General features: G+C 60.1%; 13 protein-coding genes and 2 tRNA genes. 13 read left to right on the top strand and 2 right to left on the bottom strand.

Features of this window, described 5'->3' with window-relative positions; genetic code table 11:
* The first annotated feature begins 28 nt into the window (after positions 1-28).
* The 6 genes from AAAX72_RS07905 to AAAX72_RS07880 all read left to right on the top strand — a co-directional run bounded on the left by AAAX72_RS07905 (position 29) and on the right by AAAX72_RS07880 (position 5,710).
* The gene (locus tag AAAX72_RS07905; RefSeq protein WP_349129863.1) at positions 29-610 is read left to right on the top strand and encodes a VanZ family protein; all 582 of its coding nucleotides are present in this window, start codon (positions 29-31) and stop codon (positions 608-610) included.
* A 204-nt stretch (positions 611-814) separates the two neighbouring features.
* Positions 815-1,666 carry a MurR/RpiR family transcriptional regulator gene (locus tag AAAX72_RS07900; protein ID WP_349129861.1) on the top strand — a complete coding sequence of 284 codons (852 nt, stop codon included), beginning with the start codon at positions 815-817 and terminating at the stop codon, positions 1,664-1,666.
* Between the two features lie 10 nt (positions 1,667-1,676).
* Positions 1,677-2,600: an N-acetylmuramic acid 6-phosphate etherase gene (gene murQ, locus AAAX72_RS07895; RefSeq protein ID WP_349129860.1), complete on the top strand. Its 924-nt coding sequence runs from the start codon at positions 1,677-1,679 to the stop codon at positions 2,598-2,600.
* Positions 2,601-2,657: 57 nt separating this feature from the next.
* Positions 2,658-4,088 (top strand): PTS transporter subunit EIIC, encoded by a 1,431-nt coding sequence (locus AAAX72_RS07890; RefSeq protein WP_195625107.1) that lies wholly within the window; start codon positions 2,658-2,660, stop codon positions 4,086-4,088.
* Positions 4,089-4,205: 117 nt separating this feature from the next.
* On the top strand, positions 4,206-5,258 hold the full coding sequence (locus AAAX72_RS07885) for a MupG family TIM beta-alpha barrel fold protein (protein ID WP_349129858.1): 1,053 nt from the start codon (positions 4,206-4,208) through the stop codon (positions 5,256-5,258).
* 92 nt (positions 5,259-5,350) lie between these two features.
* The gene (locus tag AAAX72_RS07880; protein ID WP_349091271.1) at positions 5,351-5,710 is read left to right on the top strand and encodes an arsenate reductase family protein; all 360 of its coding nucleotides are present in this window, start codon (positions 5,351-5,353) and stop codon (positions 5,708-5,710) included.
* A gap of 196 nt (positions 5,711-5,906) precedes the next feature.
* On the opposite strand, the gene AAAX72_RS07875 is transcribed toward AAAX72_RS07880, so the two are convergent.
* A complete protein-coding gene (locus tag AAAX72_RS07875; protein WP_006235322.1) occupies positions 5,907-6,317 on the bottom strand; it encodes a hypothetical protein in 411 nt (136 codons plus the stop codon).
* A gap of 276 nt (positions 6,318-6,593) precedes the next feature.
* Here AAAX72_RS07875 and AAAX72_RS07870 point away from each other — a divergent pair.
* The 6 genes from AAAX72_RS07870 to AAAX72_RS07845 all read left to right on the top strand — a co-directional run bounded on the left by AAAX72_RS07870 (position 6,594) and on the right by AAAX72_RS07845 (position 9,176).
* Positions 6,594-6,667, top strand: a tRNA-Gln gene (locus tag AAAX72_RS07870).
* Between the two features lie 17 nt (positions 6,668-6,684).
* Positions 6,685-6,758, top strand: a tRNA-Glu gene (locus tag AAAX72_RS07865).
* 98 nt (positions 6,759-6,856) lie between these two features.
* Positions 6,857-7,774, top strand: coding sequence for a hypothetical protein (locus AAAX72_RS07860; protein WP_035137397.1), 918 nt, complete (start codon positions 6,857-6,859; stop codon positions 7,772-7,774).
* Complete coding sequence (gene smpB, locus AAAX72_RS07855; RefSeq protein WP_349129856.1) at positions 7,764-8,234, top strand: SsrA-binding protein SmpB; 471 nt, start codon at positions 7,764-7,766, stop codon at positions 8,232-8,234. The genes AAAX72_RS07860 and smpB overlap by 11 nt, the downstream gene beginning before the upstream one ends.
* Positions 8,235-8,440: 206 nt before the next feature.
* Positions 8,441-8,944 (top strand): flavin reductase family protein, encoded by a 504-nt coding sequence (locus tag AAAX72_RS07850; protein ID WP_349129854.1) that lies wholly within the window; start codon positions 8,441-8,443, stop codon positions 8,942-8,944.
* Between the two features lie 88 nt (positions 8,945-9,032).
* Positions 9,033-9,176, top strand: a complete 144-nt coding sequence (locus tag AAAX72_RS07845; RefSeq protein WP_035137395.1) for a rubredoxin-like domain-containing protein — start codon at positions 9,033-9,035, stop codon at positions 9,174-9,176.
* Between the two features lie 151 nt (positions 9,177-9,327).
* Here AAAX72_RS07845 and AAAX72_RS07840 read toward each other — a convergent pair whose 3' ends face one another.
* Positions 9,328-10,584, bottom strand: coding sequence for an Nramp family divalent metal transporter (locus tag AAAX72_RS07840; RefSeq protein ID WP_349129852.1), 1,257 nt, complete (start codon positions 10,582-10,584; stop codon positions 9,328-9,330).
* Between the two features lie 521 nt (positions 10,585-11,105).
* On the opposite strand from AAAX72_RS07840, the gene gltB reads away from it, so the two are divergent.
* On the top strand, positions 11,106-15,800 hold the full coding sequence (gltB, locus tag AAAX72_RS07835; protein WP_349129850.1) for a glutamate synthase large subunit: 4,695 nt from the start codon (positions 11,106-11,108) through the stop codon (positions 15,798-15,800).
* Position 15,801 lies beyond the last annotated feature (1 nt).

Genomic DNA, 15,801 nt, shown 5'->3' with positions numbered 1-15,801 from the left:
GCTGATATTCAAAAAAGGAGGTTGGCCCTTGGCGCGCGTAAAACAAATAATCGGATGGACCGCGATCGTTCTGTTCGTTGCAACGCTGGCGGGCATCTGGGTGCTGACGGAGCAAAATGCGGTGGAGACGTCGTTGCTGAGCGAGTCCACCGCGCGTGTGGTGGAGGGTCAGGCTACGGGCGTTCAGGCTGCTGATGCCACGGGTGAAGCCCAGACAGAGAACGGAATGACCGGGGGCGCCGATTCGGCTGCCTCGAATGTCCGGTCTGGCCGACTTGCTTCCATTCGCATGTGGGTGGGCACGAACGTCCGTCGCGTTGCCCATACCGTAGAGTTTTTCTTCGTCGGATTGTTCGCCTCGGTGGTCGTGGTTTGCTTTTCCAGGCGTCCGTGGAGCGTATGCTCCCGTTGCGTGCCCGTATTGCTCTTTTGCGCCGCCTGCTCCGTTGGCGATCAGGTGCATAAGATCTTTGTTCCCGGCAGGCATTTCGACGTTATCGATTTAGGATTCGATACTGCGGGCTATGTCACCGCCATGCTGTTGGTATTGCTGGCAGCGGCGTTGGTGCGCCATGCGACTCGGCCGATCGGCGCCCATGCGAGGCGCTAGCCGGTAACAAACCCGTTTCTGATAATGCAACTTCGTTGAATTATTTTGTGTCGCGCGTATTTCCGAGCGGTCGGATTTGAGGGGCGAGCGGTAGAACGCTCGCCCTTTGTGCGCCACGATGCGGCACAATGTACCGCAAAAGCTGTTTGTATCCGGTACGAATCGTTCGTTGGTCTTTAATTCTTCTCAACGGAGGTGTTTGAGATGGCAAACGGATTGCTTTTGCGGCTTCGCGAGCGTGAGCTCAGCGCGAGCCCGGCGGAACGCAATGTCATCGCATATGTAAGCGCTCATCCGCACGAGGTGGTCGGGCTGTCCGTCCGCGGTCTTGCCGATGTCACGTTCTCCTCGCCCTCGAGCATTTTGCGCTTTTGCAAGCGTTTGGGTTTTGCGGGCTACAAGGAGTTCCAGCGCGAACTGATTGCCGAGCTGGCGCTCTTAGGCGACAAGAAAGACGTAGCCCTCGAGGACATCTCCATGGATGACAGCGTCGAACGTATCGTGGGGAAGGTGATGAAAAGCAACGTGCGCACGATCGAGGCGACGGCGCGAACGCTCGATTACACCGTCTTGGAGCGATGCGCGGCCCGTCTTAAGCGGGCACGCGCAGTCAATCTGTTCGGTATTGGTGCCTCTCGTTTGGTCGCGCACGACCTGGCGCAAAAGCTCATGCGTGTCGACAAAGAGTGCCATCTGTACGACGACTGGCATGATCAGCTCTTATGTGCCAAGAACATGCATGAGGGCGATATGGCAATCGCCTTTAGTTACTCGGGCTTGACGCAAGAGGTGCTGGACTGCACCGCCGAGGCTCAACGTCACAACTGTCCCGTTGTGGCCGTTACCAAAGTAGATGGATCATCCAAGCTTGCCACCATGGCCGATGCCGTGCTCGGCGTTGCTGCGAGTGAACCCTTGATCCGCAGCGGTGCCATGGCTTCGCGTATGGCCCAGCTTATGGTTGTCGATGCCCTGTACGCTGCTTACGTTGCCAGCGACTACGAACGGGCGACGCATGTCATTAAGCAAAACTACATCGAGAAACAGGAAAGATGAGGTGAATGAAATGCTCGATTTAACAAAATTCACGACCGAACAGCGTAATCAAAGGTCAATGGACCTCGATACGATGACATCGCTGCAAATCGTCACGACGATGAACGATGAGGATCTTCGTGCCGTCCAGTCGGTCACGAAAGTGTTGCCCCAGGTTGCCACAGCAATCGACTGGGCTGCTGAGGCACTCGAGCGCGGCGGGCGCGTCTTTTACATGGGCGCAGGCACCAGCGGTCGTCTGGGCGTACTCGACGCTTCGGAGTGTCCGCCCACGTTTGGCGTGTCACCCGATCTGATTGTCGGGCTCATTGCCGGAGGCGAGACGGCGTTTATCAAGGCTGTCGAAGGTGCCGAAGACAGCGATGAGCTTGGCGCGAACGACCTGCGAGAGCGTGGACTCTCGGACAAGGATCTTGTCGTTGGCCTGGCGGCAAGCGGTCGTACTCCTTATGTGGTGGGCGGCCTTGTGTACGCCAAGGCAACTGGGTGCAAGACCATTGCAATTGCCTGCAACCAAGGGTCGAAGATCGGGGAGAGCGCAGATCTTGCCATTGAGCCCGTGCCCGGTCCCGAGGTGCTGACCGGCTCAACGAGGCTCAAGGCGGGAACGGTTCAAAAGCTCATTCTCAACATGATTTCGACCGGTGCCATGGTCAAGATCGGCAAGGTATACCAAAACCTGATGGTCGATGTGCAGCAGACGAACGAGAAGCTGGTGGTGCGCGGGCAGAACATCGTGATGGAGGCGACCGGCTGCACGCGCGAGCGCGCTGTTCAGGCGCTTGCAGATGCCGGCGGCCACGTAAAAACCGCTATTGTCTCGATACTGCTGGACTGCGATGCCGAGCAGGCTACGGTAGCTCTTGAGCGGGCGCGAGGCCATGTCCGTGCTGCGGTGAGTGGCCATGAGAAAAGCAATGCCGATGCCCAATAGGTGCGCGGCGCGAGCTGATATGACATCCAGACGAGATACCCAATACAAGGAGGAGTTATGACGAACAAAGAGCTGGCTCAAAAGCTGCTGGACCTTTTGGGCGGTAAAGACAACGTGCTGGCAAACGCGGCGTGCATGACGCGCCTGCGCGTGACCGTCAAAGACGCGGGCAACGTCGACACGGAGGGCATTAAGGCACTCGACGGCGTGATGGGCCTGGTCGAGGACGACACGATGCAGATCGTGCTGGGTCCGGGCAAGGTGAATAAGGTGCTCGAGGAGTTCTCCAAGCTCACTGGCCTTGCGAAAGGCGTTGCCGACGAGAGCGTGGTTGACGCTGCGGCCACAAACAAGGCCGCGCAGAAGGCCAAGTACGAGTCTAAGCCGGTTCAGGCCTTCCTCAAGAAGATTTCCAATGTCTTCGTCGCCCTGCTTCCCGGCATCATTGCGGCTGGCCTCATCAACGGTATCTGCAACGTCATTAACGTCTCGACGGCAGGCGCGCTTGCAGGCGAGTGGTGGTACCAGGGCATTCGTTCCATGGGCTGGGCCCTGTTTGCCTATCTGCCCATCTTGGTGGGCTATAACGCGGCACGTGAGTTTGGTGGCTCCGCTGCGCTGGGCGGCATCGCCGGCATGATGTGTATCGCCAACAGTGCCATGCCCCTGCTTGCGCCTGGCGCGGCTGATCCTGCCACTGCCATTCTGCTGCCGCTCACCAGTGCGCAGTACAACCCCGCAGCGGGCGGCATGATCGCGGCTCTCATCGCTGGCGCATTTTTTGCCTGGATGGAGCGTCAGATTCGCAAGGTTATGCCCAACGCACTCGACACGTTCTTGTCTCCGCTACTGGTGCTCATCATCGGCGCCTTTGCTCTGATGCTCGTCATCCAGCCGGTTGGCGCATGGCTGACGACTGCCATCTTTAGCGTTTTGACCTTTATCTTCGAGAAGCTGGGCGTCCTGGGCGGCTATATCCTGTCGGCAGGCTTCTTGCCGCTGGTGTCCGTCGGCCTGCATCAGGCGCTCACGCCGATCCACGCTATGCTCAACGATCCCGACGGCGCTACCAAGGGTATCAATTACCTGCTTCCCATCCTTATGATGGCTGGCGGCGGCCAGGTCGGTGCCGGTTTGGCGCTGTACTTTAAGACCAAGAACGCCAAGCTCAAGAAGTACGTCGCAGAGTCCATTCCCGTTGGAATCCTGGGTGTGGGCGAGCCTCTGATGTATGCTGTTACGCTGCCGCTCGTTCGTCCGTTTGTGACGGCCTGCCTGGGTGCCGGATTTGGCGGCGCGCTCGCGGCGCTGCTTCACATCGGCACGGTTTCTCAGGGCGTTTCCGGTCTGTTTGGCCTGCTGATCGTCGTTCCTGGCCAGCAGCTCGGCTACGTTGCCGCTATGCTGCTTGCCTATGCCGCCGGCTTTGTCCTGACGTGGTTCTTCGGTGTCGACGAGCAGAAGATCAACGAGTTCTTTGGCGAGTAGTTTGATATCGCGAGCCGTGTTGCTCGGGGTTCGCGGCGCGCGGCAGATTTCTTGATGTTATGGTTGTGCCGGCGGGGCTAGCTGCTCCGCCGGCCTTTTTTAAAGGAGCGTTGAAGCGTGAAAACGGGTATTTCGATTTATCTTTCCAGCCCTCTGCAGGATATTGAGCGGACGATTGAACATGGTGCCGCGGCGGGTGCGCGCTATGCGTTCACCTCGCTGCATATTCCCGAGGATGGGGGAGCGGCGTATGCCGATAAGGTCCGTCATGTGCTGTCGCTGCTTTCCGCCCGCGGCATTGCGCTCATTGCCGATGTGGGGCCTCGCACGTGCGATTTGCTCGGGCTTGAGCGCATCGAGGACCTGCGCGATCTGGGGTTGGAATACCTTCGTTTGGACTATGGCTTTAGCGCCCAGCGGGTCGCGGAGCTGTCCGGTGTATTTCACATTGTGGTCAATGCATCGACGGTGAGTTCTGATGAAATCGCATCGTGGCGTGAGGCTGGTGCCGATGTGACTCGTTTTGCCGCCTGCCACAATTTTTACCCCAAGCCTTATACCGGTTTAGCTCTGGAGGACATTGCTCGGGTGAATCTTCGTCTTGCGGCGCTTGGATTCGAAATCATGGCTTTTGTGCCGGGTGATGCTAACGTTCGCGGGCCGGTATTCGAGGGACTGCCGACGGTCGAGGCGCAGCGCGGTCGCGCGTCAAAGGTTGCTCTCAATATGCTTGAGCTTGCACATGGCGCCGATTGCGACATTGTGTTGGTCGGCGACCCCGATCTATCCGATGCGGGCTGGGCGCAGTTTGCTCAAGTTTCCGCCGGATACGTGGACCTGCAATGCGAGCTTGAGCCCGGTTATGCCTATGCGCGCGGGCAGATTCATCACGACCGGCCCGACTCGAGCGTCTTCATCTTTAGGTCTCAGGAGTCACGTACGACGCTTAAGCCGGATTCCGTGCCGACGGATGCCGGAGCCGGCCTGCCGCGAAAGGCGGGGTCGATCGCTGTGAGCAATAGCGGATATGGGCGCTACGAAGGCGAGCTTGAGATTGCGCGGGTCGATCTTCCCGGTGACGAGCGCATGAACGTTGCGGGCCATATCACGCCCGAGGCAATGGAGCTACTGCCGTTCATCAAACGCGGATTCGGGGTACGGTTCGTTTAGCGTGTGACCCGTGGGCTACAATTGGCCCATCATACGAAGGCGCCTCGTGTGGCGTGTGCTCGCGTTGGCCGATCTATATTCGGAGGATTCCCATGACCGTACTGCTTGTTGAATATCCCAAGTGCTCGACCTGTAAGAAGGCCAAGGCATGGCTGGACGAACATGGGGTAGAGTATATCGATCGCGATATCGTTTTGGACAATCCCACGGCTGATGAGCTTGCGACCTGGATTGCTCGTTCGGGGCTGCCGGTGCGGCGCTTCTTTAATTCGTCGGGCATGAAATATCGAGAGCTGGGCCTGAAGGCGCGTCTGGATGCGGGCATGACGGATCGGGAGTGCTACGAGCTGCTGGCGACCGACGGCATGCTGGTCAAGCGTCCGCTGCTGGTGGGCGACGACTTTGCGATTCCCGGCTTTAGGGAAGCGGCTTGGGCCGAGGCGTTGCTGTAGCGGCTGCGGAAAGTGCGACCCGGAATTCGCTTCCAGAATGGGATGCACTTTCCCAAAGTGGCCGGTTGCGGAAAGCACGTCCCATTCTGAGCTTCGATTGCGGGACACGGTTTCCGGTTGAGGGCTCGACGGGAAAGTAGGGACCAGTTTGAGCTTGAAATCTGGGACGCACTTTCCGCCGGCGGGCCTGCCCCAGTCAGTCCGCCAGCTGTGCCCATTCGTGCGGATCGTAGACCTTTACGTGTTTGTTGGGCTTGCCGCTCCAGTACTCCTCGTCCATAAAGGGCAGATATGCCTGAACGCCAGGGCAGATAAAGGGAATCCGCTGCTGTTGCAGTCGCTCACGCTGGCGCTGCTCCAGGTGTGCCTCGGATATGACGGTCGGCATACCGGACAACTCGACGAGGCTTGCCTGGATTCGCTTAAGGTCGGGGAGTCCCGCGTGCCATGACATCCGCATGATCAAAAAGGATGCACGGCGGTATTTTGCCTGCACCACAGTAATGGCGGGGCGTAACGTGGGGTGAATTTTGTCCCGTTCGGGCCAAAGGTCGGCAGTGATCTCGAGGCCCAGGGTCTCCCATAGGTAATCAAGCTCTTCGTCCATGGTGCCTCGATATCTACGCGATCATTGATACTTCGATTGTGTTGCCTGGTGCTATCGTTTTCACGGTAGAATCTGCCAACGGTTGACGGCTACCGCTCGCGGCGTTTTGCCCTTCATGTACAGCGGTCGGCTTCACAGGTCCTTCACGGCTTGGACGAAATTAGGCCAATTTGCCCGAATTTCAAAAAAGTCAAAATTGGGGCTTGCGTCATGGCGGGACTTCCCGTATATTTCTTTCTTGCGCAAAGGCACAGCCGAGCGCAGCGATGCAGTCATTGGGATGTCGTCTAATGGCAGGACAGCGGATTCTGGTTCCGTCAATGGGGGTTCGACTCCCTCCATCCCAGCCATTGCATTTGCTTCATATGGCCCGTTCGTCTAGCGGTTTAGGACGCCGCCCTCTCAAGGCGGAGATCACCAGTTCGAATCTGGTACGGGCTACCCACAAATGAACGCCCGGGCCTCGTAAGAGACCCGGGTTTTGTGTATTGACCGTATATACGGCGCCTGCCGTGTTTCGCTCAGATCGAGGAGTAGCCATGGATCTGCCCATCAGCTTGCAAGACATCACGTATGCCGAGAACTATCTGGCGCAGGGCGACCTGGCTACGGCGACGCCGCTGCTGGAGCGTCTGGTGGAGCTCGCCGAGGAGTATATTGATGCTGAGTGCAAGACGGAGGAGAAGCGTCAATACTTTAGCTTCGATAGCAAGTTTGAGCGCTTGGCCTATCGCCGCGTGGAGAAGGATCCGCGCGAGCTCGTGCAGGTCGAGGTGCCGTTTGACCGCCTGTACTCTGACATGGCGTTTGCCTACATTCGCCAGCAGGATTATGTAAGCGCTCGTAATGCCCTGATGCAGGCTGTGCGTTGGGACCCCATGAACTGCAACTATCGCTTGGATTTGGCCGAGCTGTTCCGTGCACTCGAGGACAAGCAGGAATGGGCATCGCTCTCGTTCTCGGTGCTGGAGCGTGCAAGCGATGGCAAGTGCGCCGCCCGCGCTTACGCCAATCTAGGGCAGTACTTCTTGGAGCCCGAGACCGAGAACGTTTCGGCTGCCGTGGGCTGCGCGCGTCTGGCGCTGCGCCTGGCGCCCAACGATGCGCATACGACGCGCCTGCTCAACAAGATCCATACCACCTATCCGGATGCCGCTGATGAGAGCGACGACCACGTGATGGGTGAATTGGCCCTGCAAGGCGTGCCGACCTCGCCTTCGGCCGAGATTGCCATCTGCCTGATTATGTGCGCGACCGATGCTGCAAGCGACGGCGACAAGCAGGAGGCGACGCGCCTGACGGTACGTGCTCGCGACTTGGTGGGCGAGGAGGCCTGCGCGGCGATTATCAAACTGGTGCGCGAGAGCGATGCCGAGCTCAATGCCGAGCGCAAGGCAAAGCGCGAGACTGCGGGCTCAAACGCCGACGGCGCCAAGGAGGCCGGCGATGCCCAGTAAGCGCGAGCGCAAACTCATTTCCAAGAATCGCTCGGCACATCACGAGTACTTTATCGATGAGACGTTTGAGTGCGGTATTGAGCTGAGCGGCACCGAGGTCAAGTCGATTCGCGAGTGCGCCTGCCAGATCACTGACACTTTTGCGCTGATTCGTGGCGGCGAGTGCTGGCTCATCGGACTGCATATCCACCCTTATAGCCATGGTGGCGTGTGGAATCGCGATCCCGACCGTCGGCGTCGTTTGCTGCTGCACCGCAAGGAGATCGACTTTCTTGACGGCAAACTTCGCAACCGTGGTTATGCGCTGGTTCCGTTGGAGCTCTACTTTAATACCGACGGCCGCGTAAAGTTGCTGCTGGGTCTGGGTCGCGGCAAGAAGCTCTACGACAAGCGCGAGGACATGGCCAAGCGTGATGTCCAACGCGAGATCGACCGCGCCCTTAAGGAACGCAACCGCTAGGCACTCTGTATAAGTTGCGGTGGAATACGGACTGTTTTGCCTGTTTGAGGGGCTATTCAGTCCCTATTTCACCGCAACTGCGGGCGTCTCATCTTTCTTACTGTTCTGACACATATGTCTCAAAGGCGGCGTCCGTTATGGGTGCCGCCTTTTTTGTGGGTACATACATTCATGAGGTTCCAACCCGAGCTAGGGGAGTGATCGTTATGGACAAAACTGCGTTCTTTACCATGCCGAGCGGTCTGTACGTGGTGAGCGCTGTGGCAGACGGGCTGCGCGCCGGCTGCGTCATCAACACTGCGGTGCAGGTGACGTCCATGCCGCCGCGTATTTCGGTTGCCGTGAACAAGGACAATGTCACCTCGGGCATCATCGCATCGGCCAAAGCGTTCGCGCTGACCGTGATCGATCAGACGGCCGACATGCTCTACATCGGTAACTTTGGGTTCCGCACCAGCAGCGATTATGACAAGTTTGCCAAATACGAGACCCGCGAGACGGCTCTGGGCATGCCCTATGTGCCCGAGCACGCGGCGGCCCTGTTTAGCTGCCGTTTGATCGACACTGTGGATGTGGGCACGCATCTGCTGTTTATTGGCGAGGTCGAGGATGCCGAGCGCCTGAGCGACGAGATGCCGCTGACGTACGACTACTATCACAAGGTGCTAAAGGGCAAGACGCCGCCCAAAGCCTCGTCGTATCAAGGCTAGAAATGTTCTAAAAATACTTGCATTATGTTATTGAGAATATATACTAATAAGTAAGTACACCAGCAGTCACGTTCGAGAGGAGAACATCATGGCTGAGGAAAAGAAGACGTATAAGTTTGTGTGCACCGTTTGCGGTTACGAGGTTGAGGTCGACACGCCCGAGCTGCCCGAGGATTACGTGTGCCCGGTGTGCGGCGTCGGTCCCGATCAGTTTGAGCTCGTCGAGGAGTAACTCGCAGGCACACGGCGAAAGCCGAACATAGCTCTGTCCAAGGGTCCCGGTCGAATTCTCGGCCGGGACCCTTTTGATTTATCTGACGGTTTAAAACGGTCTCACGTGTTACAGATTAAGACGTTATATCTGGACAGTCACGCCATCTCAATTACATTCCCGTTAGCAGCACGATGTCGAGAATCGTCACGATGGCGCCGATCCCTACGAGCAACGCGTTGAGCGGGCGCGAGTTGGCGTATTTGCCCATGACGCGGGACGAACTGGTGAGTCGTATGAGCACAAAGACCGTAATCGGCAGCTGAAGCGACAGCAGCGCCTGACTCCAAATGAGACCCTCAAAAGGATTCGGGACGACCAGGCACGCCGCTACTGCGCCGACGAAACAGGCCGCCACCCCGATCGAGGAATGTCGATCGTGGATGTCGTATTCCTCATCGAACATGCCCGCGGTGATGGTGCCCGCCGCCATGCCCGCCGTCACACTACTCGATATGCCCGCAAACAGCAGTGCCACCGCAAAGATGGTCGAGCTCGCCGGGCCCAAGATGGGGGAGAGCGTGACCGCTGCGACGGCGAGGTCGTCTACGACAATGCCGTGCGCAAAGAAGGTCGTTGCGGCCAGGATGACCATGGCCGAGTTGATTGCCCAGCCCACGCCCATCGAAAAGAGCGTGTCGAAGAGCTCGTAGCGCAGACGTTCTTCGATAACCTGCTCGCCTTGGCCTTCAAAGTGCATGGATTGGATGACTTCGGAGTGCAGGAAGAGGTTGTGGGGCATAACGACCGCACCCAGGACACTCACGATAATCGCGGCAGAGCCAGTGGGCATACTGGGCGCGATCCAGCTTGCGGCGGCTTGCGGCCAGTCGACCTTGACTAGCGCAAGCTCGGCCAAAAACGAGAGTCCTACCACGCCGACGAAGGCGATGATCCATCGCTCGGCGCGCTTGTAGGAGCTCGTCATGAGCATCGCCATCGATACTGCCGCCACGATGACGCAGCCCGCGCGCACGGGCAGCCCAAAGAGCATTTGAAGGGCAATCGCGCCACCCAGGACTTCGGCCATGGCGGTGGCGATGGCCGCGAGATAGGCGCTGGCGAGTACCGCGCGTCCCACGATGCGGGGGAGGTAGCGTGTCGTGGCCTCGGCAAGACAGGTGCCCGTGGCGATGCCCAAGTGCGCCGCGTTGTGCTGCAGCACGATGAGCATGATCGTGGACAGCGTGACGATCCACAGCAGCGCGTAGCCAAACTGCGAGCCGGCGGCCATATTGGAGGCCCAGTTGCCCGGATCGATAAAGCCGACGGTCACGAGCAGCCCGGGGCCGATATGCCGGGCGATACCCAGACCTCCGTGGCCTCCGGTGCGGTGCGAGCCAAAGTGTTGTTTGAGATGGTTGAGCATGGTGCACTCCTGCGTGCCGTTTGTTTGACGCCGTAAAGGGTACCCGTTTTAGGCTTAAAGGTTAACCGAGACTAACAAAATTGTTGTATTTGAATAGGATGGGGAAAGGAGTTGCCGAAATGTCTTGATCTGTAACAACTAGGGATGGAAATTGGACCTAGGTGTTACAGATCGAGACAGGAAGAAATGGTCCTATGGAAAATCTCGATCTGTAACAGTTAGCTGCAAAAACCGGCCCTTCGTGTTACAGATCGAGACAAACCAAAACTGTCCTGCAGAAAATCTCAATCTGTAACAGTTAGTCGTCGAAATTGGGTCTTACTGTTACAGATTGAGATGTTTGAAGCGGTGAGCTTACAGGTCGAACCTGGGGGCCTTGTCGTCGTCCTTGAGGTCGGCGGTGTCCACTCGTAGGGCGTGCGTTACGCGATTGTTTCGAAACGGGCGGGAAACACAACGGGCCGGCGATGCTCCTAGTATGCCTATTCAACTGACTGTCTAATATCTAGGGGAGGATCGCGATGCAGGCAGATTCCGCTCAGCAGCAGGGCCTTTATCGCCCCGAATTCGACCACGATGCATGTGGCATCGGCGCGCTTGCCGATATCAACGGTGAGCGCCATCACCAGATTCTGGACGATGCGCTGTCCATTCTGGTCAACTTGGAGCACCGCGGCGGTACGGGACTCGAGAAGAACACCGGCGACGGCGCCGGCATCCTGTTCCAGGTTCCGCATCATTTTTTCCGCAAAGAGGCTCAAAAGTGCGGCCAGATTCTGCCGGCAGAGGGCGACTATGGCGTGGCCATGCTGTTCTTCCCGCAGGACGACAAGGGCGTAGAGGATGCCCGTCGCGTGTTTGAGGAGGGCTGCGCCGAGGCCGGCGTGCCGCTGCTCTTTTGGCGCGAGGTGCCGGTCGACCCGCACGACCTGGGCGAGACAGCCCGCGCCTGCATGCCCACCATTTTGCAGGCTTTCCTGGGCCGTCCGGACGACACGCCCGCCGGCGACGCCTTCGAGCGCCGCCTGTACGTGTGCCGCCGCACCATCGAGAAGAAGGCTGACGCCGAGTTTGCCCTGCGCAACAAGATCTTCTATGTGTGCTCCATGAGCTCGCGCACCATCGTGTACAAGGGCATGCTGGTCGCCACACAGATGCGCCGCTTCTTCATCGACCTCAACGACGCCGCCGTCAAGACGGCCGTGGCGCTCGTACACTCGCGCTACTCCACCAACACCACGCCCAGTTGGGAGCGTGCGCACCCCAACCGCTTTATCATCCACAACGGCGAGATCAACACCCTCAAGGGCAACGTCAACTGGATTCGTGCCCGCGAGCCCAACCTGTACAGCCCCGTGTTGCAGCATGATCTTGAGCGCGTGATGCCCATCATCAACCGTGAGGGCTCCGATTCCGCGATTCTGGACAACGTGCTCGAGTTTTTGGTCATGAACGGTCGCCCGCTCACGCGTGCCGCGTCCATGTTGCTGCCCGAGCCGTGGGACCACAACGACAGCCTGAGTGAGGAGCGCCGCGCCTACGACGCTTACCAGTCCATGCTCATGGAGCCGTGGGACGGTCCTGCCGCTATCGCCTTTACCGACGGCCGTACCCTGGGTGCCGCCCTCGACCGTAACGGCCTGCGTCCGGCTCGCTACTACGTGACGCGCGACGGCCGCTTTATGCTGGCGAGCGAGGTGGGCACCATCGAGGTGAGCCCCGAGAACATCCTGACGAGCGGCTGTCTGGGACCGGGCCAGATGCTCGAGGTCGATTTTGCCCGCGGCCGCGTCATCTACAATGACGAGCTGCGCGCCCGTTACGCCAAGGAAAAGCCCTATCGCGACTGGATCGCCGAAGAGACGCTGACCGTCGACGCGCTCGACAAGCCCGTCGCGCTCACGCCCGCCGAGGATACCGAGGTGCCCGCCGCCGTGCGCATGGCCAAGCTCGGGTATCACTGGGATGATGTTGACGAAGTCGCGCGTCCCATGGCCCAGCAGGGCAAGGCTCCGCTCGCCTCGATGGGCATCGATGCGCCGCTGGCCTGCCTGTCCAAGAAGACGCGCTCGTTCTTCGACTACTTCTACCAGCTGTTTGCCCAGGTCACGAACCCGCCGATCGACGCCCTGCGCGAGCATATGGTCACCTCGACCACGCTCTACCTGGGCAACCACGGCAACCTGCTCGAGGACTCCCGTACGGCCTGCCAGCTGGTTCGCTTGGAGCGCCCGTTGCTCAACGAGGAGGAGTTCGAGCGTATCTGTGCCATCGACCGCGTGGGCTTTAAGACCCGCCGTTTCCGTGCCGTGTACCGCCGCGACGCGGGTGAGGGCGCGCTGCAGGCTGCGCTCAAGCAGCTTGCCGAAGACGTCGAGGCCGCGGTTCGCGATGGCGTGAACATCGTGGTGCTGAGCGACCGTGCTGCGGCGGGCGAGGTCCCTGTGCCGTCACTGCTCGCTGTGGGCTGCGTGCACAACCATCTGATCCGCGCCGGCGTGCGTACCTTTGCCGACATCGTGGTGGAGTGTGGCGACGCCGTGTCTCCGCACGACTTTGCGGCACTGGTGGGCTACTCCGCGAGCGGCATCTATCCGTACAACGCGCATTCGTGCATTCGCGACTTGGCGGCGCACGGCGATCTGGACGTGACAGCCGAGCAAGGCATCGCCAACTACAACAAGGCTGCGACTGCCGGCATCGTTTCCATCATGTCCAAGATGGGCATCTCCACGGTGCAGAGCTACCATTCGGCGCAGATTTTCGAGGCCGTGGGCTTTACGCCGGAGTTTGTCAACGCGTACTTCGCCGGCACGGTGAGCCGTGTGGGCGGTATGGGTGTCGAGGACGTTGAGCGCGAGCAAAACGAGCGCTACGACGCCGCGCTCGCTATCCTTAAGAGCCCGGCTCCCGATCAACTGCCCACGCTGGGTCTGACCAAGTGGCGCCCGCTCGGCGGCGAGGATCACCTCATCGATCCTCAGACTGTCTACTTGCTGCAGACCGCCTGCCGTGAGGACAGCTACGACACCTTTAAGGAGTACAGCGCCCGCCTGCACCGCACCGGCCGTGCCGTGCGCCTGCGCGACCTGCTGGACTTTGATGCCGGCGGCCGCACCCCGGTGGCACTCGACGAGGTCGAGCCCGCGCTCAACATCGTCCGCCGCTTTAACACCGGCGCCATGTCGTACGGTTCCATCAGCAAAGAGGCACACGAGTGCATGGCCATCGCCATGAACCGCCTGCACGGTCGTTCCAACTCGGGCGAGGGCGGCGAGGATCCGCGTCGCGAGACCCCGCTGGCTAACGGTGACTCCAAGAATTCCGCCATCAAGCAGGTGGCAAGCGCGCGCTTTGGCGTGACAAGCCGCTACCTGTGCAGCGCCTTCGAGATTCAGATCAAGATGGCCCAGGGCGCCAAGCCCGGTGAGGGCGGTCACCTGCCCGGCAAGAAAGTCTACCCCTGGATTGCCGAGGTCCGTCAGTCCACGCCCGGCATCGGCCTGATTTCGCCTCCGCCGCACCACGACATCTACTCCATCGAGGACTTGGCAGAGCTGATCTTCGATCTTAAGAACGCCAACCCCGGCGCGCGCGTGTCGGTCAAGCTGGTCAGCGAGGCCGGCGTCGGCACCATCGCCACCGGCGTGGCCAAGGGCGCTGCCGACAAGATTTTGATCAGCGGCCACAATGGCGGCTCGGGTGCCGCTGCGCGCGACTCTATCTGGCACGCGGGTCTGCCGCTGGAGCTTGGCCTTGCCGAGGCCCAGCAGACGCTGCTGCAAAACGGTTTGCGCTCACGCGTGGTGCTCGAGGCCGATGGCAAGCTCATGGACGGCACCGACGTCGCCGTCGCCTGCCTGCTGGGTGCCGAGGAGTTTGGCTTTGCGACCATGCCGCTCATCTCCATGGGCTGCCTCATGCAGCGCGACTGTCAGCAGGATACCTGCCCGGCCGGCATCGCTACGCAAAACTGCCGCCTGCGTCGCGGCTTCCGCGGCAAGCCAGAGCACGTCGAGCACTTTATGCTCTTTGTTGCCGAGCAGCTGCGCGAGGTCATGGCGAGCCTGGGCTTCCGCACCGTCGACGAGATGGTCGGCCATCCCGAGTGCCTGCGCCAGATCGAGGTCCCGGGCAACCGCAAGGCCAACCTGCTCGATCTGTCGCCCGTGCTGGCAAGCGCGACCTGTGAGTTTGGTGCCCACATCCCGGGCGCCGACGGCCGTCACTTCCTGCCCCAGATGGCTGCGGACAGCGAGCTCGATAAGACGCTCGACTCCACGTTGTTTGTGCCCTATACGGCCGATGCCCGTGCGCACCTGCGTCCGATTCGCTTCCGCGCCGATATCGCCAACGTCAACCGCTGCGTGGGCACCATCTTGGGCAACGCGGTGACCAAGGCGCATCCCGAGGGCCTGCCCGCCGGCTCCATCACCATCGATTGCGATGGTTCGGCCGGTCAGAGCTTTGGCGCTTTCCTGCCGCGCGGCATTACGCTCAACGTGTGCGGCGACGCCAACGACTACTTTGGCAAGGGCCTTTCGGGCGGCGAGGTGTCGGTGCGCCCCAACCCGCATGCGACCTACAAGTTCGACGAGAACATCATCGTGGGCAATGTTGCATTCTTTGGCGCCACGAGCGGTCGCGGTTTCATTAACGGCTTGGCCGGCCAGCGCTTTGGCGTACGCAACTCCGGTGCCACGGTGGTGGTCGAGGGCTGCGGCAACCATGGCTGCGAGTACATGACGGGAGGTCTGGCGCTCATCCTGGGCGAGGTCGGGCAGAACTTCGCCGCCGGCATGACGGGCGGCGTGGCTTACGTCTTTGACCAGTACGGCACGCTCGATGCCCGTGTGAACCACGAGAGCGTTGAGCTCAAGGCCCCGACGGCCGGCGAGCTGGCGCAGATTCGTGCGCTCATTCAGGAGCACGTGGACGCGACGCAGAGCCCGCGCGGCATTAAGCTGCTCTACAGCTTTGAGACGATGAGCAAGCACTTTGTGAAGGTCATTCCGACCGAGTACGAGCGCGTGCTGGCGATTGTCGCCGCCGCCGAGGCCGTCGGCAAGACGCATGAGCAGGCCGAGGAGCTGGCGTTTGACATCGTGACCGGTCGCGCCGACGCCGCCGATGTCGCTCGCTTTGATGTGGCGGGTGGTGTCGCTGGCGCTGTGCCCGCTGCCAGCTCTGTTGCTTCGACCAAGAAGGAGGCGTAAG

It is taken from the genome of Collinsella sp. CLA-ER-H8, assembly GCF_040092335.1.
Lineage (GTDB): Bacteria > Actinomycetota > Coriobacteriia > Coriobacteriales > Coriobacteriaceae > Collinsella.
The sequence above is the reverse complement of the archived record's forward strand: the minus strand, read 5'-3'. Positions and strand labels throughout refer to the sequence as shown.

Bases quoted from the DNA above. Each gene is read 5' to 3' on its own strand.
- smpB (WP_349129856.1), top strand. From the start codon at position 7,764: ATGCCCAGTAAGCGCGAGCGCAAACTCATTTCCAAGAATCGCTCGGCA.
- AAAX72_RS07845 (WP_035137395.1), top strand. From the start codon at position 9,033: ATGGCTGAGGAAAAGAAGACGTATAAGTTTGTGTGCACCGTTTGCGGT.
- AAAX72_RS07850 (WP_349129854.1), top strand. From the start codon at position 8,441: ATGGACAAAACTGCGTTCTTTACCATGCCGAGCGGTCTGTACGTGGTG.
- AAAX72_RS07875 (WP_006235322.1), bottom strand. From the start codon at position 6,317: ATGGACGAAGAGCTTGATTACCTATGGGAGACCCTGGGCCTCGAGATC.
- AAAX72_RS07890 (WP_195625107.1), top strand. From the start codon at position 2,658: ATGACGAACAAAGAGCTGGCTCAAAAGCTGCTGGACCTTTTGGGCGGT.
- AAAX72_RS07880 (WP_349091271.1), top strand. From the start codon at position 5,351: ATGACCGTACTGCTTGTTGAATATCCCAAGTGCTCGACCTGTAAGAAG.
- AAAX72_RS07840 (WP_349129852.1), bottom strand. From the start codon at position 10,584: ATGCTCAACCATCTCAAACAACACTTTGGCTCGCACCGCACCGGAGGC.
- murQ (WP_349129860.1), top strand. From the start codon at position 1,677: ATGCTCGATTTAACAAAATTCACGACCGAACAGCGTAATCAAAGGTCA.
- AAAX72_RS07860 (WP_035137397.1), top strand. From the start codon at position 6,857: ATGGATCTGCCCATCAGCTTGCAAGACATCACGTATGCCGAGAACTAT.
- gltB (WP_349129850.1), top strand. From the start codon at position 11,106: ATGCAGGCAGATTCCGCTCAGCAGCAGGGCCTTTATCGCCCCGAATTC.
- AAAX72_RS07900 (WP_349129861.1), top strand. From the start codon at position 815: ATGGCAAACGGATTGCTTTTGCGGCTTCGCGAGCGTGAGCTCAGCGCG.